27 protein-coding genes are annotated in these 26,584 nt (G+C 40.4%); all 27 read right to left on the bottom strand.

Going from position 1 to position 26,584, the window contains the following annotated elements; translation table 11 throughout:
* Positions 1–2 precede the first annotated feature (2 nt).
* Positions 3–794: a chemotaxis protein CheW gene (locus tag QMA08_RS05215; protein WP_024595393.1), complete on the bottom strand. Its 792-nt coding sequence runs from the start codon at positions 792–794 to the stop codon at positions 3–5.
* A gap of 3 nt (positions 795–797) precedes the next feature.
* Positions 798–1,568, bottom strand: a complete 771-nt coding sequence (locus tag QMA08_RS05210; RefSeq protein ID WP_002959298.1) for a ParA family protein — start codon at positions 1,566–1,568, stop codon at positions 798–800.
* A 12-nt stretch (positions 1,569–1,580) separates the two neighbouring features.
* A complete protein-coding gene (locus QMA08_RS05205) occupies positions 1,581–2,540 on the bottom strand; it encodes a flagellar motor protein MotB (RefSeq protein WP_024595392.1) in 960 nt (319 codons plus the stop codon).
* A gap of 1 nt (position 2,541) precedes the next feature.
* Positions 2,542–3,306: a flagellar motor protein gene (locus tag QMA08_RS05200; protein ID WP_024606204.1), complete on the bottom strand. Its 765-nt coding sequence runs from the start codon at positions 3,304–3,306 to the stop codon at positions 2,542–2,544.
* Positions 3,299–4,462 (bottom strand): chemotaxis response regulator protein-glutamate methylesterase, encoded by a 1,164-nt coding sequence (locus QMA08_RS05195; RefSeq protein WP_290173834.1) that lies wholly within the window; start codon positions 4,460–4,462, stop codon positions 3,299–3,301. The genes QMA08_RS05200 and QMA08_RS05195 overlap by 8 nt, the downstream gene beginning before the upstream one ends.
* Before the next feature lie 58 nt (positions 4,463–4,520).
* On the bottom strand, positions 4,521–6,740 hold the full coding sequence (locus tag QMA08_RS05190; RefSeq protein WP_290173833.1) for a chemotaxis protein CheA: 2,220 nt from the start codon (positions 6,738–6,740) through the stop codon (positions 4,521–4,523).
* Between the two features lie 15 nt (positions 6,741–6,755).
* Positions 6,756–7,529, bottom strand: coding sequence for a protein phosphatase CheZ (locus tag QMA08_RS05185; RefSeq protein WP_165742705.1), 774 nt, complete (start codon positions 7,527–7,529; stop codon positions 6,756–6,758).
* A 17-nt stretch (positions 7,530–7,546) separates the two neighbouring features.
* Positions 7,547–7,930: a chemotaxis response regulator CheY gene (gene cheY, locus QMA08_RS05180; protein WP_008132609.1), complete on the bottom strand. Its 384-nt coding sequence runs from the start codon at positions 7,928–7,930 to the stop codon at positions 7,547–7,549.
* Between the two features lie 40 nt (positions 7,931–7,970).
* Complete coding sequence (locus tag QMA08_RS05175) at positions 7,971–8,681, bottom strand: RNA polymerase sigma factor FliA (protein ID WP_002959310.1); 711 nt, start codon at positions 8,679–8,681, stop codon at positions 7,971–7,973.
* A gap of 26 nt (positions 8,682–8,707) precedes the next feature.
* Positions 8,708–9,568 carry a MinD/ParA family protein gene (locus tag QMA08_RS05170; protein WP_002959312.1) on the bottom strand — a complete coding sequence of 287 codons (861 nt, stop codon included), beginning with the start codon at positions 9,566–9,568 and terminating at the stop codon, positions 8,708–8,710.
* Positions 9,561–11,042, bottom strand: coding sequence for a flagellar biosynthesis protein FlhF (flhF, locus tag QMA08_RS05165; protein ID WP_290173832.1), 1,482 nt, complete (start codon positions 11,040–11,042; stop codon positions 9,561–9,563). Before flhF ends, QMA08_RS05170 begins: the two co-directional genes overlap by 8 nt.
* A 21-nt stretch (positions 11,043–11,063) precedes the next feature.
* Positions 11,064–13,175: a flagellar biosynthesis protein FlhA gene (flhA, locus tag QMA08_RS05160; protein ID WP_039484610.1), complete on the bottom strand. Its 2,112-nt coding sequence runs from the start codon at positions 13,173–13,175 to the stop codon at positions 11,064–11,066.
* A 72-nt stretch (positions 13,176–13,247) separates the two neighbouring features.
* Positions 13,248–14,378: a flagellar biosynthesis protein FlhB gene (flhB, locus tag QMA08_RS05155; protein ID WP_024596365.1), complete on the bottom strand. Its 1,131-nt coding sequence runs from the start codon at positions 14,376–14,378 to the stop codon at positions 13,248–13,250.
* Between the two features lie 9 nt (positions 14,379–14,387).
* Positions 14,388–15,167 (bottom strand): flagellar biosynthetic protein FliR, encoded by a 780-nt coding sequence (gene fliR, locus QMA08_RS05150; RefSeq protein WP_024596364.1) that lies wholly within the window; start codon positions 15,165–15,167, stop codon positions 14,388–14,390.
* 2 nt (positions 15,168–15,169) lie between these two features.
* Positions 15,170–15,439 carry a flagellar biosynthesis protein FliQ gene (fliQ, locus tag QMA08_RS05145; protein ID WP_002959325.1) on the bottom strand — a complete coding sequence of 90 codons (270 nt, stop codon included), beginning with the start codon at positions 15,437–15,439 and terminating at the stop codon, positions 15,170–15,172.
* Positions 15,440–15,479: 40 nt separating this feature from the next.
* On the bottom strand, positions 15,480–16,220 hold the full coding sequence (gene fliP, locus QMA08_RS05140; protein WP_002959327.1) for a flagellar type III secretion system pore protein FliP: 741 nt from the start codon (positions 16,218–16,220) through the stop codon (positions 15,480–15,482).
* A 4-nt stretch (positions 16,221–16,224) separates the two neighbouring features.
* A complete protein-coding gene (gene fliO / locus QMA08_RS05135) occupies positions 16,225–16,608 on the bottom strand; it encodes a flagellar biosynthetic protein FliO (RefSeq protein ID WP_002959331.1) in 384 nt (127 codons plus the stop codon).
* Positions 16,605–17,003, bottom strand: coding sequence for a flagellar motor switch protein FliN (gene fliN / locus QMA08_RS05130; RefSeq protein WP_002959332.1), 399 nt, complete (start codon positions 17,001–17,003; stop codon positions 16,605–16,607). The genes fliO and fliN overlap by 4 nt, the downstream gene beginning before the upstream one ends.
* A 20-nt stretch (positions 17,004–17,023) precedes the next feature.
* Entirely contained in the window at positions 17,024–18,115 is a 1,092-nt protein-coding gene (gene fliM / locus QMA08_RS05125) for a flagellar motor switch protein FliM (RefSeq protein ID WP_002959334.1), read from the bottom strand.
* A 9-nt stretch (positions 18,116–18,124) separates the two neighbouring features.
* Complete coding sequence (gene fliL / locus QMA08_RS05120) at positions 18,125–18,655, bottom strand: flagellar basal body-associated protein FliL (RefSeq protein ID WP_002959335.1); 531 nt, start codon at positions 18,653–18,655, stop codon at positions 18,125–18,127.
* Positions 18,656–18,712: 57 nt separating this feature from the next.
* A complete protein-coding gene (locus tag QMA08_RS05115; protein WP_290173831.1) occupies positions 18,713–20,734 on the bottom strand; it encodes a flagellar hook-length control protein FliK in 2,022 nt (673 codons plus the stop codon).
* Positions 20,735–20,823: 89 nt separating this feature from the next.
* Positions 20,824–21,270 carry a flagellar export protein FliJ gene (gene fliJ, locus QMA08_RS05110; protein WP_002959337.1) on the bottom strand — a complete coding sequence of 149 codons (447 nt, stop codon included), beginning with the start codon at positions 21,268–21,270 and terminating at the stop codon, positions 20,824–20,826.
* Complete coding sequence (gene fliI, locus QMA08_RS05105) at positions 21,270–22,604, bottom strand: flagellar protein export ATPase FliI (protein ID WP_002959338.1); 1,335 nt, start codon at positions 22,602–22,604, stop codon at positions 21,270–21,272. The genes fliJ and fliI overlap by 1 nt, the downstream gene beginning before the upstream one ends.
* Positions 22,605–22,622: 18 nt before the next feature.
* A complete protein-coding gene (gene fliH / locus QMA08_RS05100; protein WP_182737101.1) occupies positions 22,623–23,429 on the bottom strand; it encodes a flagellar assembly protein FliH in 807 nt (268 codons plus the stop codon).
* 3 nt (positions 23,430–23,432) lie between these two features.
* The gene (gene fliG / locus QMA08_RS05095) at positions 23,433–24,473 is read right to left on the bottom strand and encodes a flagellar motor switch protein FliG (RefSeq protein WP_007581881.1); all 1,041 of its coding nucleotides are present in this window, start codon (positions 24,471–24,473) and stop codon (positions 23,433–23,435) included.
* A complete protein-coding gene (gene fliF, locus QMA08_RS05090) occupies positions 24,466–26,181 on the bottom strand; it encodes a flagellar basal-body MS-ring/collar protein FliF (RefSeq protein ID WP_039484629.1) in 1,716 nt (571 codons plus the stop codon). The genes fliG and fliF overlap by 8 nt, the downstream gene beginning before the upstream one ends.
* A 20-nt stretch (positions 26,182–26,201) precedes the next feature.
* A complete protein-coding gene (fliE, locus tag QMA08_RS05085; RefSeq protein WP_039484631.1) occupies positions 26,202–26,534 on the bottom strand; it encodes a flagellar hook-basal body complex protein FliE in 333 nt (110 codons plus the stop codon).
* Positions 26,535–26,584: the final 50 nt, after the last annotated feature.

Here is a 26,584-nt window from a genome sequence, read left to right as displayed (position 1 = left end):
TACTACTGACGGCTATCTAAGCCTTTCTCTAATAATATATTTAAATTATCTACGTCTATCAAAGCACACATTTTTTCTTTTATAACGCCAGCAAGCCATGGGCGCTTGCTTTTATTTGTACGCCATTTTACATCTTCTTTACTCAATGTAATGTTATTTATCAACTTTTCAGCTAATAAACCCCACTGGCTATCACCTAGTGTAATCAAATATTGATAATCTAAAGATGCCTCTAATTTATCATCATATTTTTCTGGCATAACCCAACGCGCAGTATCAACAACATTAAGCTTTTCTTCTCTGTTGAGCATAACGCCTTTAAACCATTTCGGCTTACCAAACAAATGATTTACTTCACCTAATTGATGTATTCCACCAAGTGCTTTTAATGGCACAGCCAAGGTCAAGCCAGCAACTTCAAAAAACAATGCCTGAAATTCACCATCAAAATAGTCTGATTGGCTAGTAGTTACAATCTCCAGCTCTGGCTTTTCTATAGTAGTAATTGCAGGTGCTATTACTTCCTCGTCAACCACTTCATTAACTTTTTCAGTTTCAAACGCTGGCTCAGCTATTGGCTCAATTTCAACATTGAGCAAGTCATTATCAAATGTACTCTCTGCTGCTTTTAATTGTTCTTTAGGTTTTGAATGAATATGCTGTTGTGAATCATCTGGGATTTGCTCAAGTAATTTTGCAACTGGCTCAAGGTTATCTACAGGCTCATCTTCACATAACAAAGCCCCAAGGTATTGTTTCATTACTTTTTCATTAGCAAACAATTGCTTACTCATTCATTAACCTTGTTCAATTAAATATTCTAGCAGTGCTTTATATGCGTATACACCGCGCGAGCGAGGACAATACTCTACAGGTACTTTTTGTGCAAAGCTTGCATCTCTAAATTTGGTATCCACCGGTATCACACCTGGCCAAACTTTATCACCATATGTACTTTGCAATGTTTTGTATGCTTCTAACGATGCTTTAGTACGTTTGTCGTACATGGTAGGAATTATAGTATATTGATAATCTTTTGCTTGAGAGGATTGCATCAAATCCATAGTACGCATCATTCTATCAAGCCCTTTGAGTGCTAAAAACTCCGTTTGCACTGGCACTAAAATTCGCTCACTTGCTGCAAGCGCATTGACCATTAACACCCCTAAAACTGGAGGGCAATCTAAAATGGCATAATCGTAATGTTCGCTAATTTTTGCAAGCGCTTTTTTTAGTATTAACCCCATCCCTGTTTTATTACCCATACTTCGATCAAGCGTAGCTATTGCCATAGTCGCAGGTAAAATATCCAAGTTTTGAAGTGTTGATGGACACAAAGCTTGGAGTATCTCTTCACTTTGCATACTTGTACCACGGGCAAAAATATCGTACACACTGACTTCTAAATCCTCTGAGTCAATGCCAAAGTAATAAGTGAGTGACGCATGAGGGTCTGTATCTATAAGCAATACACGTTTACCTTGTAATGCCAAAATACCGGCAAGGCTCACTGCGGTTGTTGTTTTACCAACCCCTCCTTTTTGATTAGCGACAGTCCAAATCTTCACATTACATCCTAATTACTGTTCATTGCGCGTTGTTATGCGAATACCGCCATGAGGCAAACGAATTATTTTTATTGTATCGTCATCTGAAGGAAGTTCAATTTCAGGTTCAATCACTGCAGGCTCATCAGCTTGCCCGTCACTTTTAACCTCTTGTTTTGGCGGTAATCCATACTTAGAAAGTGCGATAACAACTTTACGATTTTCTGCGCGCCCTTGTTCTGTATCGTTACTTGCAAAAGGTGAATATTGGCCATAACCTTCTATCGCCATTCTAGCTGAATTAATGCCTAATGCTTCCAGCTCTACTAAAATTGACGTGGCTCTAGCTACCGACAGCTCCCAGTTCGAACGAAATATCTCATTACGAATACTTTCATCATCAGTATAACCTCGTACTCTTACATAGTTATCTACTGGTGCAATAATATCTTTAACAATCTTGACGACCTGTTTTGCTCGAGAGTGTGCAACTGAACTACCACTTGAAAATAACATACCTGAGCTTAGCTCTATAATCAGCCAATCTTGGTTAAGCTCTAAACTGGCTTCTCCATCACGGATTTCATCAATAAGCGCTGACTGTAATTTAATTAATAAACTATCAAGAGGTTTGCCTAAATACTTTTGCTGGATGTTGCTTGTATCACTTTGGCCGTCGAGTAGCTCAGGACCTTGCTCTTCTTTTAATATACTTTCGCCATAAAGAACTTCTTGTTCAGGTGTCACTCTATCTGTCAATATTCCATTACCGTTGACACCTTCACCTTGCTGGGAGTATTGGCGAGCTGACTTATCAAAAACCTGTTCAAGGGAATCTGACAATATTTGGAATTGTTCTTCTTTATTAATCGCTATCGCATACAGAACCACAAAAAAAGCAAACATAATAGTCATGTAATCGGCATACGATACAAGCCAACGTTCGGTATGTTGACTTTTAGCAGCAGAGTGACGAAGTCGTCGGCGTAACATGTTATTCGTCCACTAAATTAGGGCGCTCTACACGATAGGCTTCAAGCTTTAATTCTATATTTACTGGGCTTTCACCTATGCTTATTGCAATAACGCCTTCAGCAAGCATTTCATGGTAAAGCATTTTTTGCTCTACACGCTGTTTTAACTTATTTGCCATAGGTAAAAACAATAAATTAGCTAAACCAACACCATAAATGGTCGCAATAAATGCCGTTGCAACGCCGGCGCCAAGCATTTGTGGATCGGTAATAAACGACATTGCCTGTATTAAGCCAAGCACCGCACCTAAAATACCAATGGTAGGGCTGTAACCCCCCATTGCTTCATAAACACGCGCGGCTTCAAGCAAACGATCGCGTTCTAGCAGTAAATCAATTTCAAGCGTGTCTCGTAGTTTTTGCTCTGAGCAGCCATCGACAAGTAAGCTTAAACCTTTTGCTGCATAAGCATCTGGGTGAGCTAAGGCTTCATTCTCAAGCGCTAAGTAACCTTCTTGACGTGCTTTATGAGACCATCGTTTAACTTGCTCTATTGCGTCTTCAATATCGTATTGTGGTGCAACAAAAACCCACGAGCTCATATTTAGCATTTTTTTGAATGTGCTAGCAGAGGTTTGCAACATAACAGCGCCAAGCGTGCCACCAAGTACAATAATAAGCGCAGGGCCATTAAATAAAGCTGAAACAACACCGCCTTCTAAAGAATAACCTAAACCTATTGCACTAAGTGCTACCAATAGTCCAAATATTGAGAGTTTATCCACAACCTACCTCTCTCATTATACGTGCTGCAACATCGCTCAATGCTAAGCTTTCACTTGAAAGCCCCGCATTAGCAATTGCTTGAGGCATTCCATAAACGACACAGCTTTTCTCATCCTGTGCCCAAATAGTTGCCCCCGTTTGTTTTAACATTCTTGCACCATCACGACCATCAGCGCCCATACCTGTTAAAACAATAGCAAGTACATCACCTTGGTACGTTTTAGCTGCACTAGCAAACGTTACATCTACGCTTGGTTTATAACTTATTCTCTCGCTATGATCTTCAAATACGCGCAGCGTTCTATTTGCTCCACGCCCCTCTACCATCATCTGCTGTCCGCCAGGCGCTAAATAAGCAGTTCCTGGTTGTAAGCGATCGCCCTGTTGTGCTTCTTTCACTTTTATTTGGCACAAACCGTTTAAGCGCGCTGCAAACGCGGGTGTAAATGCAGCGGGCATGTGCTGAATAAGTAAAATAGGGTGAGGAAAATTAGCAGGCAATTGAGTCAATATAGTTTGCAGAGCAACAGGACCACCTGTAGAAGTACCAATAGCTAAAAGTTGATATTGTTTTCCACTTGCTCGCATTGAGGCAACATTTGAACTTGTCGATGCAACAGGCGCAGCTCTTTGAAAGCTTCTATCAGGCTGCTTGATTTGAGTTGTTGATGTGCTTGTTCTTTGCGAAAGTGAACTTGTTGGTTTCGTTGAAATGACTGGTTTAGCTGGTGTTGCCGCTCTAAATGTTCGCGGTAAACGTCTTCGTCCTATATCTTTTACTTTACTTTGCAAAAGCTTAATTGCATCTTCATTATTGCGCGCAATATCTTCAAATTTTTTCGGTAAAAAATCCATTGCGCCAGCATCTAACGCATCAAACGTTGCTGTTGCACCATCACGTGTAAGTGATGAAAACATTAAGATAGGAGTTGGGTTACTCGCCATTATCTCTTTAACTGCGCTAATACCATCAAGTACAGGCATTTCGACATCCATGGTGATCATGTCAGGACGCAATTGAGCTGCTTTCTCAACAGCCTCTCTGCCATTAACAGCAAAGCCTATAACTTGTATATCGCTATCTTGCTCAAGGATTTCGCTTACTCTACGGCGAAAAAAGCTTGAATCATCAACAACTAAAACTTTAACGGCCATTTAGCTCTCTTATTAAATTTATGCGTAGGTATATATTAAATATATACCTACTTTATTATTAGCCTGCGTAATGTTTTAACATGTTTGGAACGTCTAAAATCAGTGCAATGCCGCCATCTGAAGTTATTGTAGCGCCTGCCATACCTGGCGTTCCTTGAAGTAACGCATCAAGCGGCTTAATCACTACTTCTTCTTGGCCAATTAATGAGTCAACAACAAAACCAATTTGTTGCGTACCAATTTGTACAATAACGACGTGACCTTTAGATTTTCGCTGAGAACGATCTGAGTCTTTTACTAACCAATGCTCAAGGTAAAATAACGGTATCGCCTTTTTACGCACAATAATTGTTAATTGCCCATCAACTACATTCGTCTTCGTTAAATCTAAATTGAATATCTCACTAACACCAGCCAGTGGTAACGCAAATGTTTGTGCGCCAACAACGACCATTAATGTCGGTAATATAGCCAAGGTAAGTGGTACTTTTATTTCTAAAATAGTACCGACACCAAGTTCAGACTGAATGCTTACTGAGCCATTAAGTTGCGTGATCTTAGTTTTAACTACGTCCATTCCTACACCACGGCCTGAAATATCAGATATTTCTTCTTTTGTAGAAAAGCCAGGTGCAAAAATCAGGTTATATGCTTCGGTGTCAGAAAGTCGACTCGCTTGGTCATGATCGAGTACGCCTTTACTAATTGCAATTTTTTTCAGTTTTTCAGCATCCATACCTGCACCATCATCTTTGATGGTTAGCAAAATATGGTCGCCCTCTTGAGACGCTGATAAAGTAACATTACCTGTTCTAGGCTTACCTGCAGCTTCACGGACAGCGGGCATTTCAATACCATGGTCAACTGAGTTTCTAACTAAATGCACAAGCGGATCGGCAAGTGCTTCAACTAAGTTTTTATCTAGATCCGTTTCTTCACCAATAAGCTTTAAATCAATATCTTTATTTAAGCTACGTGCTAAGTCGCGTACAACGCGAGGGAAGCGACCAAATACTTTCTTAATTGGTTGCATTCGCGTTTGCATAACCGCACCTTGAATATCCGCAGTCACCACATCTAAGTTAGAGATTGCTTTACCCATCGCTTCACTGTCTGAGTTAGTCGCTAAACTAACCAAACGATTTCGTACAAGAACTAACTCACCAACCATATTCATAATTTGATCGAGTCGTTTTGTATCTACGCGAACAGTGGTCTCTGCTGCTGGTGGCGCTGATTTTTTTGGAGCTGCTGCTGGTGGTACTTTAGCTACTGGCTTCTCTGGCGCTTTTTCAACTGGTTTTGGAGTAGGAGCTTTAGCTGGCTCAGCTTTTTTTACTGGTTCACTCACTTGTTTAGCTGGCGGTGAAACAGGTTCAGGTTGTTTTGCAGCTGGCGCACTTTCTATCGATTTAGGAGCAGTGCCTTTACCATGAAGTTCATCAAGAAGCGCTTCAAATTCGTCATCACTAATTTCATCATCTGATGAATTAACTGTATTTACAGCTGGTATAGCAGATTCTACAGGTGTTTTATTGGCATCATTTTGTTCAGGTTTGCTCGTAACTTCACCAAAACTGCCAACACCATGTAACTCGTCTAATAAGCTGTCAAATTCATCATCAGTAATATCACCACTAAAATCACTACTACTTGCTACTGGTTTTTCAACTGCAGGACCTTGTCCTTTACCGTGCAGCTCATCAAGTAAGCTTTCAAATTCGTCTTCAGTGATTTCATCTATTTCAGCATCGCTAACCGAAGGCGCTCCGCTAAATAGTTCATCAAATGCAAACGGATCTTCATCATCAGCTACCGGTGTATCCACCACTTCATTATGAGGTTGTTCAACCTCTGTTTGTGAAGAGGCTTCAGTGGCTTCGGCTTCTGTTGGAGGTAGACCTAAGATATGAAGAGTATGAAGTAATTCAGGATCTGCAGGTTCAGGCTTGTCTCTGTTTTGGATAGTCGCAAACATCTCATTAATGGTGTCTAGTGCTTGTAAAATAACATCCATTAACTCTGAGTTGACTGTTCGCACGCCTTGACGTAGTAAATCAAATACGTTTTCAGCACCGTGACAAGCATCAACAAGTTCTGTCATAGCTAAAAAGCCTGCACCACCTTTTACAGTGTGAAAACCTCTAAATATAGCGTTTAGTAACTCGGTATCTTCTGGATTATTTTCCAGCTCAACTAACTGTTCAGATAAAAGCTCTAGGATTTCTCCAGCCTCTACAAGAAAGTCTTGTAAAATATCTTCATCGACTTCAAACATGCAGTTACTCTCCTCTTAGAAGCCCAAACTTGATAAAAGATCATCAACTTCATCTTGATCAGATACAACATCATTACGCGATTCTTTATCAATAATAGGGCCTTCAGGACCTGCTAAAGTTTGTGTGGCAACTGGTTCTTTTATTTTTTGTTGTTCTACTTTATTCGCGGTGCTGTTACTGTCGTCTTGTTCAGCAAACGCAGTTAAAAGATGCAGTAAACTTTCTTCTACTTCCCTAACAAGTTCAATAACACGGCGAATAACTTGACCTGTTAAGTCTTGATAGTCTTGAGCCATTAATACATTTGTCATTAAGTTTTGAAGCTCATCAGTCTTATGATGAGAGTTGTTCATAAACTTATCGATGCTATGGCAAAGTTGCTTAAACTCACCAAGCTCAATCTCGCGGCTCATTAAACGATCCCATGTCGGTTTGATATGAGATATTTCGTCCGCTAACTGTTGGGCTATAGGAAGACTCGCCTCCACTGCATCCATTGTTTTATTAGCCGCATTTTCTGTCATTTCTATAACATAATTAAGCCGCTTTTTAGCATCTGGAATCGCATCTGTCGTTATATCAGTTAAGCGAGTATCAAGCTCAAAACTTTTAAGGGCTTCGTGCAGTTGACGAGTCAACTTTCCAACTTCAGCAAATAATTCAGACTGCTCTTTAGATGCAGCCTCTAAAATCAACTGATTTGCTTTGTCTTGCTCATCATTTTCTAAAAAAACAACGAGCTGACGAGCTTGTTCTAACGTTATTTGAGGCGCAGCTGGTGCTGGCATAAGCCTCTCCCCCATCATTAGCCTAAGCGTTCAAATACTTTTTCTAATTTAGTTTTTAATGTTCCAGCCGTAAATGGCTTAACAATATAACCATTAACACCAGCTTGCGCTGCAGCTATTATTTGTTCTTTTTTAGCCTCTGCCGTTACCATTAATACAGGGATATGTTTTAACTTATCGTCTGCACGTATTGCTCTTAAAAGATCAATACCCTGCATTCCAGGCATATTCCAATCCGTAACTACAAAATCAAACACTTGATTTTGCAACATAGGCAAAGCTGTAGACCCATCATCAGCTTCTTGAACGTTAGTGAAACCTAAGTCACGTAACAGGTTTTTTATAATGCGTCTCATTGTTGAAAAATCATCAACTACAAGAATTTTCATGTTTTTATCCAAAACATCCCCCAGTGAGGTATTAACCTTTGTTTACTTACTACTAATTTATCCAGTCATTGATTTTAGCTTTAAGCTTAATCATCGCCTGACCATGTATCTGACTTACACGCGATTCACTTACATCGAGTATATGTCCTATTTCTTTTAAATTCATTTCATCGTTGTAGTACAAAGAAAGCACCATTGCATCACGCTCTGGTAATGACTTAATTGCACTTAGCAAAGACTCATTAAACCTATCATTTTTAACATTATTAAAAGGTTTATCTTGTGCTAAATCTTGGCCTACAGGAGTAATAACATCCTCATCTACACCAAGGTCTTCAATGCCTAATATTTTACTCGTATTCGCATCATTTAAAATATGATGGTACTCATTGAGCGAAATTTCAAGTTTTTCAGCAACTTCTATGTCCGTTGGTTCGCGGTTCAGACTACTTTCGAGCTCAGTAATTGCTTCTGCAACTTGCCTGTTTTTACGGTGAACTGAACGAGGAGCCCAATCACCACGGCGCATTTCATCAAGCATAGCACCGCGAATACGAATACCTGCAAAAGTTTCAAAGCTTGCGCCTTTTGTTGCATCAAAGTTTTTCGAAGCTTCTATTAAGCCTATCATTCCTGATTGAATTAAATCATCAAGTTGAACGCTAGGTGGTAATCGAGCAATTAGATGACATGCCACTTTTTTAACAAGTGATGCATGCTTCTCAACAATCACATTTAAATTTTGTGTTGATTGATATCCCATAGCTCTATTCACCAGTGTTGTCATAATTAACCGTTTACTAGTTTCTCAATGAAAAACTCTAAATGCCCAGATGGTTGGTTGGGTATTGGCCATTTAACTGCTTTTGTTGCCAGCGTTTTAAACGCAAGAGCGGCTGGCGAATTTGGAAAGAGCTCTACTATTACTTTTTGACGACGTGTTGCTTTGCGCATATTTTCATCATAAGGAACCGTTGCTACTAGCTCCATTGATACATCTAAAAAGCGGTCGGTAACTTTAGATAGCTTTGCAAACAATTCAGTGCCTTCACGCATACTGCGCACCATATTGGCAACAATTTTAAATTTATAAACGCCGTGCTCACGACTTAATACTTTAATAAGTGCGTAAGCGTCGGTGATTGATGTCGGCTCATCGCATACAACAACCATTACATCTTGCGCTGCACGCGAGAAGCTCAGTACCATGTCTGAAATACCAGCAGCTGTATCTACAATTAAAATATCAAATTCGGTATTCAATTCGCTAAACGCACGAATTAGCCCAGCATGCTCAGATGGTGATAATTCAACCATACTTTGCGAACCCGATGTAGCGGGTACAATTTTAATTCCTGCAGGGCCTTCAACTAAAATTTCATCAAGCTCACATTCACCAGACAAGACATGTGACAAGTTACGCTCTACACGTAAACCAAGCATCACATCACAGTTTGCTAAACCCAAGTCAGCATCCAGCACTAATACTCGATTACCTTGCTGCCCAAGTGCAATAGCTGTATTTAGAGAAACATTTGTTTTCCCTACTCCACCTTTACCACCGGTTACAGCGATAACTTTTACGCCGTTGTTATTGTTTTGACTCATTTTGCGCAGGCCGCTTGCTTGATCTAATACTGTGTTAATCATACATCCCTACTGTGCTTGGCGCCACTGATTGGTGCCTTGAATGTTGTTCTTTTGTTCTTTTTAAATATAATTGCTCAGCCTTTTTAACTAGTTTCTCAGCATTTGCAACACGAATATCCTCTGGTACTCGTTGACCATTAGTAAGATACCCTATTGGAAGGCGATTTTGAATCGCAATACTAATAATCTCACCCAAACTTAATGATTCGTCTAACTTAGTGAAAATACAGCCACTTAACTGTACTTTTTTAAAGTGACGTACAGTTTCTTGCAATACATTAATTTGTGCTGTCGCGCTAAGTACTAAGTAGCTGCGAATATCTACACGTTGGTTACGCATTAACGTGTTTAATTGCTCAGTTAAACGTAAATCTCGCTGGCTCATACCTGCTGTGTCAATTAATACTAGACGTTTATTTCGTAAATGATATAAAACTTCAGCTAATTCATTAGCATCTTTAACTTGCTTAACACCACAACCAATAATACGACCATATGTTGCAAGTTGTTCATAAGCACCAATTCTGTATGTATCAGTGGTTATTAACGCCACTTTATCGGCACCATATTTTTGTGCGCCTAGAGCTGCAAGCTTAGCAACAGTCGTTGTTTTACCCACACCTGTTGGACCCACTAACGCATATACACCACCTTGGCGAAGTATTTCATTATTGGTTGTTTGCATTTGATCTTCGACCATAGTTAACAATGCTTTCCAACCTTGCTTACGAGACACATCATCAGGTACAAAACATGCCATTTGCTGTGCTACTTCTTTATCGATACCCATACCGACTAAACGGTCAACCATACAAGCGCGTGTTGGATCGCGACGCGCCATATCTTGCTGCATCAAGCCTGATACTTGGTGCTCAAGTAATTGACGAATTGCGTTCATTTCTTCACGCATTGTTGTCATTTCTTCGCTTTCATTATTAGGTGCTTGTTGGCGAGTGGTTACGGGGCTATCTAAATCATCAAAGTCGCGGTCTAAATCATCAAAACCTAAGCTATCCGCTTGAGTTTGTGGACGAACTGGCGCAGCAGCTTCAGGAGCAAACATATTTTTAGTACGCTGCCCCATATCTGGTTCTTGATAGTTATCAGTAGTATCAATACCCGATTGTGAAAACATTGATGCAAGCTCAGGAGAACGAGGACGCGGTGATTGACGCTCTAATAATGCTTGTAGGCTGTCAGCAACTTTTGCTTGAGGCTCAGGCTTGGCACGCTGTGGCTCTGGTTTTACAAAATTATGCATGCTTTGTTGTGGCGCCTGAGTACGCGGCTCTGCAGGGCATTGTGGTTGCGCTGCTACTTTAGGGGCTGCTTTGTCATAATCAACTGCCGCTACAATTTCTACACCGTTAGCCAGTTTTTTATTTGACATAATAACCGCATCAACACCTAACTCATCTTTAACTTCTTTAAGTGCTGTGCGCATATCTTTAGCAAAAAAACGTTTAATTTTCATGATTCAACCCCTGTTAAAATCTTATTGTTGGCCTACCGAGCTTACAATTTTGATCTGTCTTTCGTCTGGTACCTCTTGATAAGACATCACTCTCAATCCTGGAATGGTGTACTTAACAAAACGAGATAACACAGTGCGTAACATTCCTGACGTTAGCAATATAGAAGGTTCGCCGGCCATTTCTTGATTTTGATGCGCTTGTGTCAATGACACTTGAAGTCGCTCTGCAAGTCCTGGCTCAATACCGGCACCTTCATCGCCTGCATTTTGTAATGACTGATGCAACATTTGTTCCAACTCAGGCGCCAAGGTTATGACAGGGATTTCTGATGACATTCCCACCGCATCTTGAACAATTAATCTACGCAGTGAAATACGCACTGCAGCCGTTAATACATCAGGGTCTTGACTACGTGGGCCATACTCAACAAGGGTTTGAACAATTGAGCGCATATCGCGAATAGCCACGCCTTCATTTAATAAATTTTGTAGTACTTTTACAATAGCAGTTAATGGCAATACATCAGGTACTAGTCCTTCCACTAAGCGAGGATGGCTTTTAGCAAGCATATCAAGTAGGTTTTGAACTTCTTCATGCCCTAGTAATAACGCTGCACTGTTAGTTAATAACTGGCTAATATGAGTGGCAACTACCGTGGCTGAATCTACAACGGTATAACCTAGTGATTGTGCTTCATCTTTTTGATCAGGCTTGATCCATACGGCATCAAGGCCAAACGCAGGATCTTTTGTTTCAACCCCTTTAATTGGACCAAATACTTGTCCTGGGTTAATCGCTAGCTCGTCGCCATGCTTAAGCTCGCTTTCACCGGTTGAAACCCCCATTAGTGTTATTCTGTAAGCGTTAGGGTCAAGCTCTAAGTTGTCGCGTATATGTACCGGCGGCACTAAAAAACCAAGCTCTTGAGAAAGCTTTTTACGCACCCCCTTAATACGATTAAGTAGCTCACCACCTTGTGATTGGTCCACTAACGGAATTAATCTATAACCGACTTCTAAGCCAATTACATCAACCTGCTGAACGTCATCCCAGCCTAGTTCTTTTTGTTCTTGTTTATTAGCAACACCCGTTGCAACGCTTCCGCCATTAGCGGCCTCTTCAGCTTCTGCCGCAGCAGCTTTTAATTTACTTTGCTGTGTGTAGTAAGCTAAGTAACCCAGTAACGCACCTAAACTTAAAAAAGCAATATGCGGCATACCAGGCACTAAGCCCATGATGATCAAAATACCAGATGCAATAAAGAGTGACTTTTCGTTGCCTAGTTGTTTCTTAAATTGGTCCCCCATATTGAGCGACTCATTTTGGCGTGTTACAACAATCGCGGTACCAATTGAAAGCAGTAAAGAAGGGAGTTGAGCAACTAAGCCATCGCCAATGGTAAGTAATGTATATACTTCCATTGCATTGCCAAAACTCAAATTGTGCTGGATCATACCGACAAATAAACCACCAACAATATTGATGATTAGTATAACAATACCTGCAATCGCATCACCTTTTACAAATTTACTCGCACCATCCATTGAGCCGTAAAAATCAGCTTCGCGAGTTACTTCCTCGCGGCGGTCACGCGCTTGTTCTGCGCTGATAAAGCCTGCGTTCAAATCGGCGTCAATTGCCATTTGTTTACCCGGCATTGCATCAAGGGTGAAACGCGCAGATACCTCAGAAATACGACCAGCACCTTTAGTAATTACTACAAAGTTAATAATGATCAGGATTAAAAACACAACCAAACCAACAGCGTAGTTACCACCAATAACAACTGAGCCAAACGCTTCAATTACTTTACCGGCAGAGTCACCACCATTGTGGCCTTCAAGTAACACAACTCGAGTACTGGCAACGTTAAGTGCTAAGCGCATAATTGTAGCGATTAGTAATACAGAGGGGAAAATACCAAATTCAACTGGCTTCATCGTGTAAACAGTTACAAGTAAAACCACTAACGCGAGAGCAATATTAAACGAGAAAAGGATATCGAGTAAAAATGGCGGTAGTGGTAAAATCACCATTCCCAAGGCAGCAAGCACAAGCAAAGGTGTACCTACCCCTTTGGCATAGTCTTTTTTGTCTCTGTTAAGTTGTTGTAATACCGCTTTAAAACTCATAATTCTACAATTTCAAAAAATTGACACTACGTAGAATTTGCAATAACTATTCCAAGTTACTCAGTTAACGGTTTAATACTTGTAGGCATCGGGGATTGGCAGCTTTTTATTGAGCTTAGTTGGACGTTTACCGCGCCCTTTATTAAAGCGCTTAAGCTGAAATACATACGCTAAAACTTGCGCTACTGCGGTAAATAGCTGATCGGGTATTTGCTCTCCTACTTCAGCCGTATGATAAAGCGCTCGGGTCAACATGGGGGATTCTAATATAGGTACTTCATTTCCTATTGCTACTTTTCGAATTTGCATCGCCATTTCATCAATGCCTTTAGCAAGCACTATAGGCGCACCTGCGCGCTCCGTGTCGTATTTTAATGCTACAGAGTAGTGAGTTGGGTTCGTAACAATAACATCAGCGTCAGGAACATCTTGCATCATGCGGTTTTGCGACATTTGCCTTTGTGTTTGCCTAATGCGCGCTTTTATTTGTGGGTCACCTTCAGAGTTTTTATACTCATCTTTAATTTCTTGCATTGTCATTTTAAGTTGTTTGTTATGGTTGTAACTTTGAAATGGTGCATCAATGGCGGCAATAACAATTAAAGTGCACGAAAGGCCTAAAAACATCCACCCTAAAATCTCTAAGGCATGAATAATATTACCCGGCGCACTTTCTAAACTTAAATGCAGTATTTCATCAAAATAAGTATTAATTAAAAACACTGCAAAACTTGCTACTAAACCAAATTTTAAAAGTGACTTTACAAGCTCAATAGCCGCTTGTGGGCCAAACATCCGCTTAAAGCCCTTCATTGGCGACATTTTACTTGCTTTAGGTGCAGCAGCTTCCCAGCTAAAATTAAAACCACCGAGTAACGTATTACCAATAAATGCAGCCAAAACGATAATTAACACAAACATAGCCATAGGAAACATCAACGCGTCTGCAACCTCTCCCCACACGGCAAACATTTTAGTGGTATCAAAGGCTTCGTTGCGGTTTAAGCTAAGGGTTCGGCCCATTACATTGTATAAACCTTTACCAATTTCAGGACCATACATCAAAAGCGATATAGCCGAAAAAATAAGTACAAACATGGTACCTAACTCTTTTGAGCGTGCTATTTGGCCTTTCTTTTTAGATTCTTCAAGCTTTTTGGATGTGGGTTCTTCTGTTTTTTCTTGTCCTGAGTCTTCAGACATGACTTTCTCCTAAGGTGAGCAACCAACTAAAGTACACATTAGCTCAACCATTTTTAACCATTGAAACTCAAACTGAGTAACAAAGTTACCTAGTGTCGCCCAAATAATAATAAGTCCCGCTACCAAGGTAAACGGAAAACCAATAGAGAAAATATTTAATTGCGGCGCTGCACGCGTCATAATCCCAAACGACATATTAATAACGAGCATTGCGGTAAGCGGTGCAAGTGAGAGTACCAGTGCTGTAGTAAACATCCAGCCGCCCCAAGTCACTATGTCCCAGTAATGATCTACAGACCACCATGTGCCATCAATGGGTAGCACTTGAAAGCTATGCACCACCATTTGAATCATCATTAAATGACCGTTAAAAGCAAAAAATAACAAAGTGGCCAAAATAAGGAAAAACTGACCAACCGCTGGAACGCTTGCGCCATTAGAGGGGTCAATAACCGAAGCAAAACCCAAACCGGTTTGCATCGCAAGTATTTGCCCTGCTAACACAAAAGTATTTAATAAAAGTATAGATGCAAAACCAATAGCAACACCAATCAGCATTTGTTGAATAACGACTAAAATCATCTCAAACGAAAATAAATTAGTGAATGTAGCGGGCGGCAGAACAGGAACAACAAGAAAAGTTACAACAACTGATAACCCCATTTTTATCCGTGTAGGTACATTTTTAGCCCCTAAACCAGCCATAATCATAATCATTGAGCTAATGCGTACCAGGGGCAGCAAAAAATCGCTCAACCATTGAATAACGACAGCAAAGGGGTATTCCACGTTTAACCTGCAATTTCAGGAATAAGTAATACTAGGCGAGTAAAAAAATCCATCAGTTCTTGAGTAAGCCAGTGCCCACCTACAATAAGCGCACTAATGGTAATTAATAAACGAGGTAAAAAGCTCAACGTTTGTTCATTGATTGATGTTGCCGCCTGAAACACAGCAACCACTAAACCAATAATTAGGCCTGGGACAACGATTGCAGACACCAATTTAATAACTAAAAACAGCGCGTCACTTAGAATATCAACAAAAATTTCCGGTTCCATGTTGTACTCCTATTGTTGGGTCATGTTAATGCTTTGCATACTAAGTCCCTAAACCAAAGCTTTTAGCTAGAGTCCCCATCACTAAGCTCCAACCATCAACAAGTACAAACAGCATAATTTTAAACGGTAAGGACACTATCATGGGGGAAAGCATCATCATACCCATCGCCATTAATACCGAAGCGACCACTAAATCAACAATTAAAAATGGGATAAAAAACATAAACCCAATTATAAATGCCGTTTGCAGTTCGCTGGTTACAAATGCCGGTATTAACACTATTAATGGCGTATCTTGTGGCGAATTTAGCTGATCGTAACCAGCAATTTTAGCGAACGTTTCTAAATCTTTTAAACGCACCTGTGAAAGCATAAATGCTTTCATTGGCTCTTTAGCAAGCTCTAAAGCCTCTACTGATGTAACCTGCTCATTTAAGTAAGGCTCTATAGCTCGCTCGTTTACCTGCTGATAAATAGGCGCCATTATAAAAATACTTAAAAAAAGTGACATACCTAATAACACTTGGTTTGACGGTGTTTGCTGTAAGCCAATTGCTTGGCGCAAAATGGCGAGTACAACAATAATTCGTGTAAAAGAGGTCATCATAATTATGGCGGCCGGTATAAAACTCAGCGCCGTCATAATTGCTAAAACTTGTAACGTTACTGAGTAATCTTGTGTGCCATCAGCGTTTGTTGTAATGGTAAGGGCATCAATTCCTTCTGCACTTACATTTGGTACAAACACCATGGCAAAAATAATAAGCAGCCACTTTGTCATAGGTTTAATTCTTTTTATTTTGGTTTGATTGCGGGTTTAAAAGTTTACCAAATCGTTTAGCGAGTTCAGGCAGTTCTTTTTCACTTAATGGGGTTTCTAACTTGTGTAAATAATTAATACTGTGGGGAGTTACACCAAGTAAATGCTGAGCATTATCTATCTCAACAACCATTAAACGCTCGCGAGAACCTAAAGGTAGACTTCTAACTACTTTAAACTCATCACTATTTGCTAAATTAGGGTTAAGCTTTTTAACAAAAAATGCCAGTACAATAATCAGTACTAGCACCATTACAAGCGACAGCACCATAGAGAGTATATCCCCAGTGGGTGTTGCCACATCTGCTTTTGAAAAAACGGTAGTCGTTAAAGCAACTAATAAGCTCATCGTAATTTTTTGATCCGCTCTACTTGGCTTATCACGTCAGTTAAGCGAATACCAAATTTGTCGTTTACTACAACTACTTCGCCATGAGCGATTAAAGTACCATTAACTAGCACGTCTAGCGGCTCACCCGCAACACGGTCAAGCTCAACAACAGAGCCTTGATTAAGTTGCAGTAAGTTACGAATATTGATTTTAGAGCGCCCTACTTCCATTGAAATAGTAACGGGGATATCTAAAATAGTGTCGAGTTTTCGTTTTTCATCACCACTCATTTCATGTTTTGAATCACTTAACTCATCAAGCTCTGCAACATGTGCTTCGCCACTATCATCTGGGCCTTCGGCTTCTGCTAATGCTGCTGCCCATTCATCCATTGTGTCTTGATCATCGCTCATACTTTTAACCTTTTAATCAATTACCAGTCTAAGTCTACACCGTCAGAGAGGTGTAAATCATCTTCTAGTTCTGCTAATTCTGCATCTGAGTCAATTTTCTTGCCGCCTTTGGTAAACACATGCAGCTCAGATTTAACTGAATCAGGTCGTTTAATTTTTTCACTAATTTGAAGCGCAACATTATCGCGAGAGCGACCCATCTTGGCTCTAAATGTAGGGAGTTCCTCAACAAATACGGTTATATGCTCAGGCATTTCAACCGGAATAATATCACCTGCTTTTAATTCCATAATTTGCTTTAAGGTCAAATCAACTTCAAGTAACTGAGTCGACATATCAACCTCAACATCCATTATTTCATCGCGAAGTGCTTTGCTCCAACGTAAGTCGGTATCCTCTGTATCAGATTGAACACCCGCATCTAAAAGCTCTCGGATTGGCTCAAGCATCGAATACGGAAGTGCAATATGAAAATCGCCGCCACCGCCATCAAGCTCAATATGAAAAGAGCTAATAACCACAACCTCTGTTGGACTTACAATATTCGCCATAGCTGGGTTTACTTCTGAATCGAGATATTCAAACGATACATCCATAACCGGTGCCCATGCTTCTTTATAATCTTCAAAGATTATTTTAAGGAGCATTTGTACAATCCGGCGCTCTGTTGGGGTAAATTCTCGGCCCTCTATCTTTGCATGATAACGCCCGTCACCACCAAAAAAGTTATCTACCAAAATAAACACAAGTCGTGCTTCCATGGTAATCAGGCCAGTGCCTTTTAAAGGCCTAAAACGGACCATATTTAAACTGGTTGGAACAAATAAAGTATGAATATATTCGCCAAACTTAATCATTTGCACGCCGTTAATAGACACCTCTGCGGTGCGACGCATCATATTAAATAGGCTAATTCGCATATGACGAGCAAAGCGTTCGTTAACAATTTCCAGCGTCGGCATACGACCACGTACGATCCGATCTTGCGAAGAAAAATCGTACTGAAGCGTACTTCCCCCGCCATCTTCACCTTCGTGTATATCTTCCTCTTCAACGTCATCAACGCCATGTAATAGCGCATCAATTTCGTCTTGGGATAATAAATCGCTCACGCTAACCCCTTATTGCATCACAAAGCCGGTAAACAATACCCGCTCAATTACTTTACTGCCTTCAACATCCATTAAGGCTTTTTGTACCTTTTCAAGTGCAGAAAAACGAAGTGTTTCTTTACCAGAGCTCGTACTTAATTCATCAGCTGTTGTAGTAGAAAACACGCTTAATAGCGTCCCTTCTATTAGTGGAATATGTTTTTTGGCTGTTTCTTCATTTACTTCGCCACGTACTAATAATTGTACTTTAATTTGTACAATTCTATCGCGACTTGAGCCAGGCACGTTAAATACAAATGGGCGTGGCATAGCAACATATAAAGCACTACCAACTTCTGCTGATGAACCAGAAGCTGCAGGAGCAGCATCAGTCGACATCGCAGTCTCTTCATCTAAGGTTTCAACTGGCGCATCCGAACCTGACATAAAAAAGTAACCCGCAGCACCACCTGCAATAAGTAGTACAGCTACTATGATTATTATTAGTTTCTTTTTACTTTTACCGGTTTCTTCGATTTCTAAACTTGCTTCTTCAGCCATCATGATTCCTTTAATCGCAAAGGTACTTGCTTGTTTTAACTATTATAATAGCAGTACTTAGGCATAGTAATCTATTGATGATGAAGTTTGTTGTCGAGAACTTTGTGCAGTGTTATTTGCTTGCTCGTCATTTTCATCATTAACTGATTTATTATTAGCCAAATTACCTTGGGCTCCACTCTCACTTTGCTCAGCTGTTTCACCACCTGATTGCCCATAAGAAATAGTGCTTTCACCAAGCTCTAGCCCTTGTTGCGCTAACATTTCACGTAAGCGCGGCATTGATTGTTCAAGCGCTTCTTTGGCTTGCTGGTTTTGTACAACAAAGTTTATATGTGCTTGCTCTGCATCGCTACGAATACGTATTTGCATGCTGCCCATTTCTGGAGGATCGAGGCGAATTTCTGCTTCTTTATTATTAATGCTCAACATTGAGCTAACGCGCTCTTGCAGTAATTTAGCTGCATCACTTTTAACAATATTAATTGCCTGCATTACACCTGGATCAATACTTACTTGCTTAACTTGTGATGTACTTTGTAATTGTTGAGTTTGAATTATTTGGGTATCAAGTAAGCTCTGCTCGTAACTTAATGAGTCGTATTGGCTTAATGTGCTCGTTTGCTGAGTATTTAAAGCGGCTGTAATTTGCGTAAATACTTGTGCTACGCGTCCAGGAGTTTGTTCTGCCGTTATTTTTCTAAGCCCATCTTTTTGTAACTCTTCAAATGATTTTAATAAATCATCACGCTTAGCTGAGGTTGCTACAGCTTTATTAATATCCGCGCCTTCGTTTGTAGATGCCTTTAAGCTTAACTTTTGTGGATCATATACTGTATTAGGAGTCTCTGAGGCCACAAACGTTTTTGAGTCTGATTTAGCGGTATCAGCAAGCCCAATTTCAATAGAAGCTTTTAACTCATTAACTGTTTGCTTAAGCACTGACAACTGCTCGCCTTTAGGCTGCTCTGTTTTAATATATGCGTTTAATTGCGTTAATAAACTTTGTTTTTCAGTTGTATTAAGTGAATTTATTTCTGCGCTAAAAGAGTGTTTTGTTACCGTGCTTTGCGCTTTTTCGTTATCAGTAATAAATTGTGCTAGCATTTGCTTAAGATTTGAAGTGTTACTAGTTGCGCTATTTGTTGAATCAGCGTTCTCTAATACCTTAACTTGCGCGTTAAGTTGTGAGCGCTGCTCAGGCGTTAAACTAGCAATAACACTATTAGCTTTAATTAAGCTCGCATCTTTAGTCATTAACGTATCTATTGCTGCATTATTATCAGCTTCAGTTGTGGCTAAAGGAGACTGAGTAACACCCGCTTTGTCGGCGGGTGTTGGCAAAACTATATTATTTTTATCAGCAGACTTATTTTGTCCTAGCTGCTCTTTAGAACCCATTGATGCAAATTCAGGTTTTTCTAATGTAGAGCCAGGGCTGTCATCGGGCTTTTTATTTATAGAATTTAATGGCCCTTCAATAGCTTCAGCAACACCACTTTTCCGATGCTTGCCTTCATTTAATGGTAAAGAGTTCAAAGGTAGTGAGCTTAAGTTATCGCTTTTTGAATCAATTAATTTAACCGTTTTAGAGTCTACATTAGTGGCAATTGGATTTTGCACTACACTCGCTGTATTCGCTTCTTCAGTCGTTACTTCATCACTTGTATTAGCAGATAAAATTACTGAGGTGGTTTCTAACTCTGCATCTTCTGATTCTATACTTTTAGTTGCATCGAACGGCTTATTAATCGAGGTGCTCATTGCTTGTGCTGAATTAATTTGATCAAGCATCTCAACAGATAAAAAAGTAACTTCGTCTGTTGTTATTTCATCTAGCTTTACGCTCAGATTTTCATTTTCTTCTGGCTGTTTATGCTTCGGTATGGCAATCGAGTTTTCGGCATCGGGATTTTTATTGCCCTTAAGCAAAGGCCCCATAGCGTTATGCGCTTCGTTTAGCTGGCTTAAAAATTCCTCGCCTAAATTTCCTTCGCCATTAGCTAAGCTATTGTCTTTAAAAGCTAACAGTGAATCTTTTTCAGAAGAAACTAAAAACGAAATGTTATTCATCGCCATAAATCACCTAATACCATTACGGCAATATGCCACCGCATACCGCCAAAAGTTAAATACCACTAAGTAACAAAGCAATTAACGTGCCTGAATTACAAAGCTTTCCGACGTTGAAAAAATTGATTAGCTGAAAACTCATCTAACATTTTTTGCTCGTTTTTAGCCATTAATGCATTTGCTTTGAGTTTTTGATTCTCGATTAATTTAGCAACTGCTTTAGCTTTAATTTGCTGCTTAAGCCATAGCGTTTTACGTTGAGTAACAACTTGCTTAGCGGTATTTACTGTACTTGCTTGTTGGCGAATTGCCTCTTCAATTTTAGCTATAAAAGCATGGTACTGACCAAACCCTGCACTAGATAAACCCGACTTACCTTTTAGGTGTAACTGCTGAGAGTATTCAAGTCTAAAGTTATTTAAGCCTTGCAGCTTTTGTTGATTTGCTTGCAAATTTTGATTGGCTTGTAAGTAGCTCATGCGCAAATTTTCTTCTTTATCATTTTCAATTTTGAGCAATAAATCGAGTTTATTTTTAGCCATTATGCTTGTCCTAGTAACTGAGCAAGACCTTGCAGACCATCATCGTAACTAATGACATCTCGCATACCTTGTTGTAAAAATGCATTTACTCTTGGCATCATATTTATGGCTTGGTCGAGCATTTGATCGGTCCCTTTTTGATAAGCACCTAAAGTAATCATATCTTTGTTTTGTTGATACATTGAATAAACTTGCTTAAGTACACGGGCTTGTTGCATGTGTGGTTCAGAAACGACTTGAGGCATAACACGCGAAATCGATTTTTCTATATCTATAGCGGGATAGTGCCCGCTGTCGGCTAAATCACGCGATAATACAATGTGGCCATCTAAAATAGCTCGCGCTGCATCAGCAATAGGGTCTTGCATATCATCGCCTTCACTCAACACAGTAAAAAAGGCGGTAATTGAACCTTGCCCTTCACCGCCATTACCAGCACGTTCCACCAGCGCAGGTAATTTAGCAAACACCGAAGGCGGATAACCCTTTGTCGCAGGCGGCTCGCCTACAGCAAGTGCAATTTCACGTTGCGCCATTGCATAACGCGTTACCGAATCGAGTAACAATAATACGTTTAAACCCTGATCTCTAAAATACTCTGCAATAGTTACAGCGCTCTCACAGCCTTTTAAACGCATAAGCGGTGATGAATCAGCGGGCGCTGCGACAACAACTGAACGTTTGCGCCCCTCTACACCGAGTATTTCTTCAATAAATTCTTTTACTTCGCGACCACGCTCCCCCACTAAGCCAACAACAATTACATCGGCTTCGCTACCTCGGGTCATCATACCGAGAAGTACTGATTTACCCACACCAGAGCCTGCAAACAAGCCCATGCGCTGGCCTTGCCCTACTGTAATAACCGAGTTAATAGCACGCACACCTACATCCATAGGCTTAGTGATTGGTCTTCTTGAAAGCGGGTTTATAGTATTTTGTGCAAACTTTAAATGATGCTCAGCATTAATTTTACCAAGGCCATCTAGCGGTCGCCCTAAGCCATCAACCACGCGCCCTAGTAAACTCATCCCTACAGGTAAACCTAAGTTATTAACTTGAGGAATAACACGCGCACCAGGTAGTACACCAGAAATATGATCGTTAGGCATTAAGTACAAAGTTTGGTCGTTAAAACCGACTATTTCGGCGTCTACAAAGCCGTTCATGGTTTCTATTTTACATTGGCTACCAACGGGTGCACGTAAACCTCTAGCCTCAAGGGTAAGGCCAACAACACGCGTTAAAATACCTGCAACAGCAGGCGCTGGGGTTTTAATATGTTGTTGATATTGAGATAAGCGTTCGCTTAAAGGTGCACGTTGAGTTGACATAACACGCCAATAAAATAGTTAGATACCACTATTATGCAAAAAACTATCCAACGTTTCTTTGACACGTGTTTTTAGAGTCATATCGAGTGACGATTGCGCTGTTTTAACTTCACAGCCACCGCGTTCAAGAGTGGGCTCTGCCATTAATTGCCAGTTATTATCAATAATGGTTTGTTCACCGTAACTCTCTTTTATGAGCTCTAAATCTTCGGGGTTTAAATGAATTCGTACTTTTTCTTGCTCGGCATTAAGAGAATCTATACTTTGCTTTAACGTATGTAAGATCACATCTGGCGATGTTTTTACTTCTTGATAAATAACAGCTTCCGCTAACATACTAGCAAGTTGTACTAATTGCTTTTCAGCTTGTTCATCGACTTTATCTAGCGGTGCAGTAAGTCCCTCTAAAATAGTTTTTAAACTTGTTAACTGCTCTTCAATTAATGGTTTTACGTCATCAAGGCCTTTGGTTTTACCTTGCTCTAAGCCTTCTTTGTAGCCAGCCTCTTTGCCTTCGCCAACGCCTTTTTCAAAACCGTCTATGTAGCCTTGCTCATGACCTTGCTTGAGGCCTTCTTCGTAGGCGTCTTGCCTAATGCGTTCAAGCTCAACCATAGTAAGCGCAGGCAATTCTGGTTCTTGTGGCTCATCAATTGGCATTTCTTCAGCTAATTCTTTTTTATACAGTTCACTAAGCGGTGTACCGTAAGCTGTAGAGCGATTGCCAAAGCTGCTCTCATCTGGTGCTACATCTGGAATAGCCCAGTTTTTTAATAATTCATCTGCTTCATCAGCCCGAAGTGTGCGCCCTTTGAGTTTGCTCATGGTTTACAAGAACTCCTCGCCACCGCCGCCGCCCAGCTGAATTTCACCTGAGTCAGATAAACGACGCGCTGTTGATAAAATCTCTTTTTGCGCCGCTTCTACTTCACTTATACGAACAGGTGCCATAGCTTCTAAATCATCAGCAAGCATTTCGGCTGCACGCTTAGACATATTGCCCAGTATTTTATCTTTAAGGGCATCGTCGGTGCCTTTAATTGCTTTCATTAATACGTCTTGTTGTACTTCTCGAAGGATTGCTTGAATACCACGGTCTTCAACATCCATTAAGTTTTCAAACACAAACATTAAGTCTTGAATTTGCTGCGACATCTCTTCGTCATGCTCACGAATAGAGTCCATTAACTGCCCTTCTACATTGGTATCTAGGTAGTTCATTATATCTGCAGCTGCTTTTAAGCCACCCATTTTAGCGGCTTGTGCACCTGCTTGGCCGGCAAATTGTTTTTCCATAATTTCGTTTAGCTCTTGCAGTGCTGCTGGCTGAACTTCTTCAAGGTTTGCAATACGCATTGTTAAATCTAAACGCACTTTTTCAGGGAACTGAGCAATAATCTCAGCTGACTGTTCTGGCTCTAAATACGATAATACAATGGTTTGAATTTGCGGATGCTCATTACGAATAATGTTTGCTACCTGCTTAGAGTCCATCCATTTTAATGAATCCAAGCCTTTAGCGCCTGAGCCCATAACAATTTGGTCAATAAGGCTAGCGGCTTTGTCTTCACCAAGTGCTGCTGTAAGCGCTTTTTTAATAAAGTCTTCTGACTGAAAACCAATGGTACTAAAGCTTTGAATTTGTTCTATAAACAAGTTGTGTACAGCGCTAATTTTAGCTTGAGATAAATCCTGTAGCCCAGCCATCGCCATACCCACTTTTTGCACCTGTTTAGGTTCTAAGTGTTTAAGGATTTGCGCGGCATCTTCTTCTGATAAACTCAAAAGTAATATAGCGGCTTTATCTACCCCATCTAGCTTATCAACATCAAAGGCTGGCGGGAGTTGTTTTTGTTCTTGATCAGTCATCTTCTGTTAACCACGCTTTCACTACTTGTGATGATAGTTCTGGTTCGTTAGCTACAAGGGCACGAATTGCTTTAAGTAAATCTTCGTCGCCATGTAAATCCGGTAACTGCAGTGTACCATCACTTGAGAAACCAACCGAAGCAGAATCAAAGTCTTTATTTAGCATATCAAGTGTATTGTCGCCAATATCTACGCCTGAACTTAATGCATCTTCGTCGTATTCTTCTAGTGTATCGTCTGGGTAAATTAAGCGCTTAAGCATTGGTTTTACTACTGCCATTATCAATACAATGATAACTAAGGCGCCTAGTACAAGGCGGGCTATTTTCATAAACCAGTCTTGTTCCCACAGTGGCACTTCTATTGCTAAATTTGTTGCTTCACGTACAAACGGCACTGTTACTACTTCAAGTGCATCACCACGTTGCATATCAAAACCTACACCACCTTGTAATAAGCGACGAATATTTGACAATGCCTCTACCGAGCGCGGGGCCATAGTTGTTTCGCCGTTTTCTCCCACTTTAGGGACGTAGTCAACAGCAACTGACACACTTATTCTGCGTATTACACCACTTTGCTGGCGCTTGTGAGAAATAGTTGTATCGAGTTCATAATTACGTGTTGCTTCTTTGTGGCTACGTGTTGGTGACGTAGCTGTGCCTGCGCCGCCTTGTCCTGCAACTTCAGGGATGTTTGAGTTTAGCGGTGGTTGATTTGTAAGCGCACCAGGAATACCAACAGCTAAACCACCAATGTTATTTTCTTCAAATGTGGTTTCGCTTCTAACCGCTGGTAGGTCTGGGTTATAACGCTTTTGAGTTTCCTCAACTGAGCTAAAGTCCATGCTCAAATCAACTTGAGCTGTATAGTTTGCAAGCCCAACAACCGGTATTAAAATACTGTCTATTTTTTCAAGATACTCTTGTTCGCGCTTACGTTCTAAATCGTATTCTTTACGAGAGCGTGCTGCTAATGAGCTTTGCGAACCTGAATTTAATAATCGACCATTTTGGTCAGTGACTGTAACACGTGCAGGCTCTAAGCCTTGTACTGCAGAAGCAATCATATCAACAACAGAGTCTACTTCTTCACGGTCAAGTGAGCGGCCACGCTTAAGTGTTAATACAACAGTAGCGGATGGTTTTTTCTCTCTGCGGGCAAATACGTTTTCTTTAGGGATGGCTAACAATACTTTGGCGCGAGTAATGTTATTTAGCTCTTCAATGGTGCGTGCTAATTGCTGTTCACGACCATGTTTTAAACGTTCACGCTCCAAGCGTTGGCTTACACCAAAGCCCATATCTTGCATAATTATGTCAGAGCCAGATGCAGGGCCTTGCTCTAACCCTTCGCGGGTCATTAGCAATTTAATGTTTTGGTATTCGCTTTCATCAACCGATACAACATTGCCATCTAGTTGGTATTCAATTTTTTGCGCATCTAAAAAGTCTAATGTTTGAATAAGTTCTTCTGTTTGCATTTTGCCTAACGGGCGCATATCTGGCTGACGAGCCCAAATAATAATAAAAATCGCGATAGCTAAACAAATAGCCAATGCTATAACCAATGTTACTTGGCGCAATACATCAACACCATTTAAAGCACTTAAGTAGCCTGACTTTTGTTCTTGTTGATCATCACCACCACTTTGGTCAATACCGCCACCAGCAAGTGCTAGGTCTGTAGATTGGTTAGATTGCGCCACAATAATTCTCCACTACCTAATTAAACAGGCATGTTCATGATTTCTTTATAAGCTTCAACAAGTTTATTACGAACCTGTACTGTAGCCTCAAAAGCAACTGACGATTTTTGAGAAGCAATCATCGCCTCAGCAAGGGATACACTTCGATCCCCCATCTCAACCGCTGTTACTTTTTGCGCGGCATCTTGTTGTAATCCGTGCACTGAATTTATTGCATCACTTAGCATGTCGCCAAATTGTGCTGTAGAAGTAGACTGCACCTGAGTTGGCAGTTTATTAGTTTGATTATTACGGCCGGCTTCTAAAGCCATTGATTGCATTTCTTGAAATACAGCACTGTTTTGAATTTTCATAATTTATCTCTGACACGCAGTGAACTCTTACAAGTAATAAAGCACAAAGC

This window comes from Pseudoalteromonas sp. APC 3355 (genome assembly GCF_030407615.1).
Classification (GTDB): domain Bacteria; phylum Pseudomonadota; class Gammaproteobacteria; order Enterobacterales; family Alteromonadaceae; genus Pseudoalteromonas; species Pseudoalteromonas distincta.
The sequence above is the reverse complement of the archived record's forward strand: the minus strand, read 5'-3'. Positions and strand labels throughout refer to the sequence as shown.

Coding starts and splice junctions, on each gene's coding strand:
- flhF (WP_290173832.1), bottom strand. CDS start 11,042: ATGAAAATTAAACGTTTTTTTGCTAAAGATATGCGCACAGCACTTAAA.
- fliG (WP_007581881.1), bottom strand. CDS start 24,473: ATGACTGATCAAGAACAAAAACAACTCCCGCCAGCCTTTGATGTTGAT.
- QMA08_RS05170 (WP_002959312.1), bottom strand. CDS start 9,568: ATGATTAACACAGTATTAGATCAAGCAAGCGGCCTGCGCAAAATGAGT.
- fliN (WP_002959332.1), bottom strand. CDS start 17,003: ATGAGCGATGATCAAGACACAATGGATGAATGGGCAGCAGCATTAGCA.
- fliJ (WP_002959337.1), bottom strand. CDS start 21,270: ATGGCTAAAAATAAACTCGATTTATTGCTCAAAATTGAAAATGATAAA.
- fliI (WP_002959338.1), bottom strand. CDS start 22,604: ATGTCAACTCAACGTGCACCTTTAAGCGAACGCTTATCTCAATATCAA.
- QMA08_RS05185 (WP_165742705.1), bottom strand. CDS start 7,529: ATGCCAGCACCAGCTGCGCCTCAAATAACGTTAGAACAAGCTCGTCAG.
- QMA08_RS05195 (WP_290173834.1), bottom strand. CDS start 4,462: ATGGCCGTTAAAGTTTTAGTTGTTGATGATTCAAGCTTTTTTCGCCGT.
- fliQ (WP_002959325.1), bottom strand. CDS start 15,439: ATGGAACCGGAAATTTTTGTTGATATTCTAAGTGACGCGCTGTTTTTA.
- fliP (WP_002959327.1), bottom strand. CDS start 16,220: ATGACAAAGTGGCTGCTTATTATTTTTGCCATGGTGTTTGTACCAAAT.
- fliL (WP_002959335.1), bottom strand. CDS start 18,655: ATGGCTGAAGAAGCAAGTTTAGAAATCGAAGAAACCGGTAAAAGTAAA.
- flhA (WP_039484610.1), bottom strand. CDS start 13,175: ATGAGTTTTAAAGCGGTATTACAACAACTTAACAGAGACAAAAAAGAC.
- fliH (WP_182737101.1), bottom strand. CDS start 23,429: ATGAGCAAACTCAAAGGGCGCACACTTCGGGCTGATGAAGCAGATGAA.
- QMA08_RS05190 (WP_290173833.1), bottom strand. CDS start 6,740: ATGTTTGAAGTCGATGAAGATATTTTACAAGACTTTCTTGTAGAGGCT.
- fliO (WP_002959331.1), bottom strand. CDS start 16,608: ATGAGCTTATTAGTTGCTTTAACGACTACCGTTTTTTCAAAAGCAGAT.
- flhB (WP_024596365.1), bottom strand. CDS start 14,378: ATGTCTGAAGACTCAGGACAAGAAAAAACAGAAGAACCCACATCCAAA.
- QMA08_RS05175 (WP_002959310.1), bottom strand. CDS start 8,681: ATGGGATATCAATCAACACAAAATTTAAATGTGATTGTTGAGAAGCAT.
- fliE (WP_039484631.1), bottom strand. CDS start 26,534: ATGAAAATTCAAAACAGTGCTGTATTTCAAGAAATGCAATCAATGGCT.
- QMA08_RS05205 (WP_024595392.1), bottom strand. CDS start 2,540: ATGTTACGCCGACGACTTCGTCACTCTGCTGCTAAAAGTCAACATACC.
- QMA08_RS05215 (WP_024595393.1), bottom strand. CDS start 794: ATGAGTAAGCAATTGTTTGCTAATGAAAAAGTAATGAAACAATACCTT.
- QMA08_RS05115 (WP_290173831.1), bottom strand. CDS start 20,734: ATGGCGATGAATAACATTTCGTTTTTAGTTTCTTCTGAAAAAGATTCA.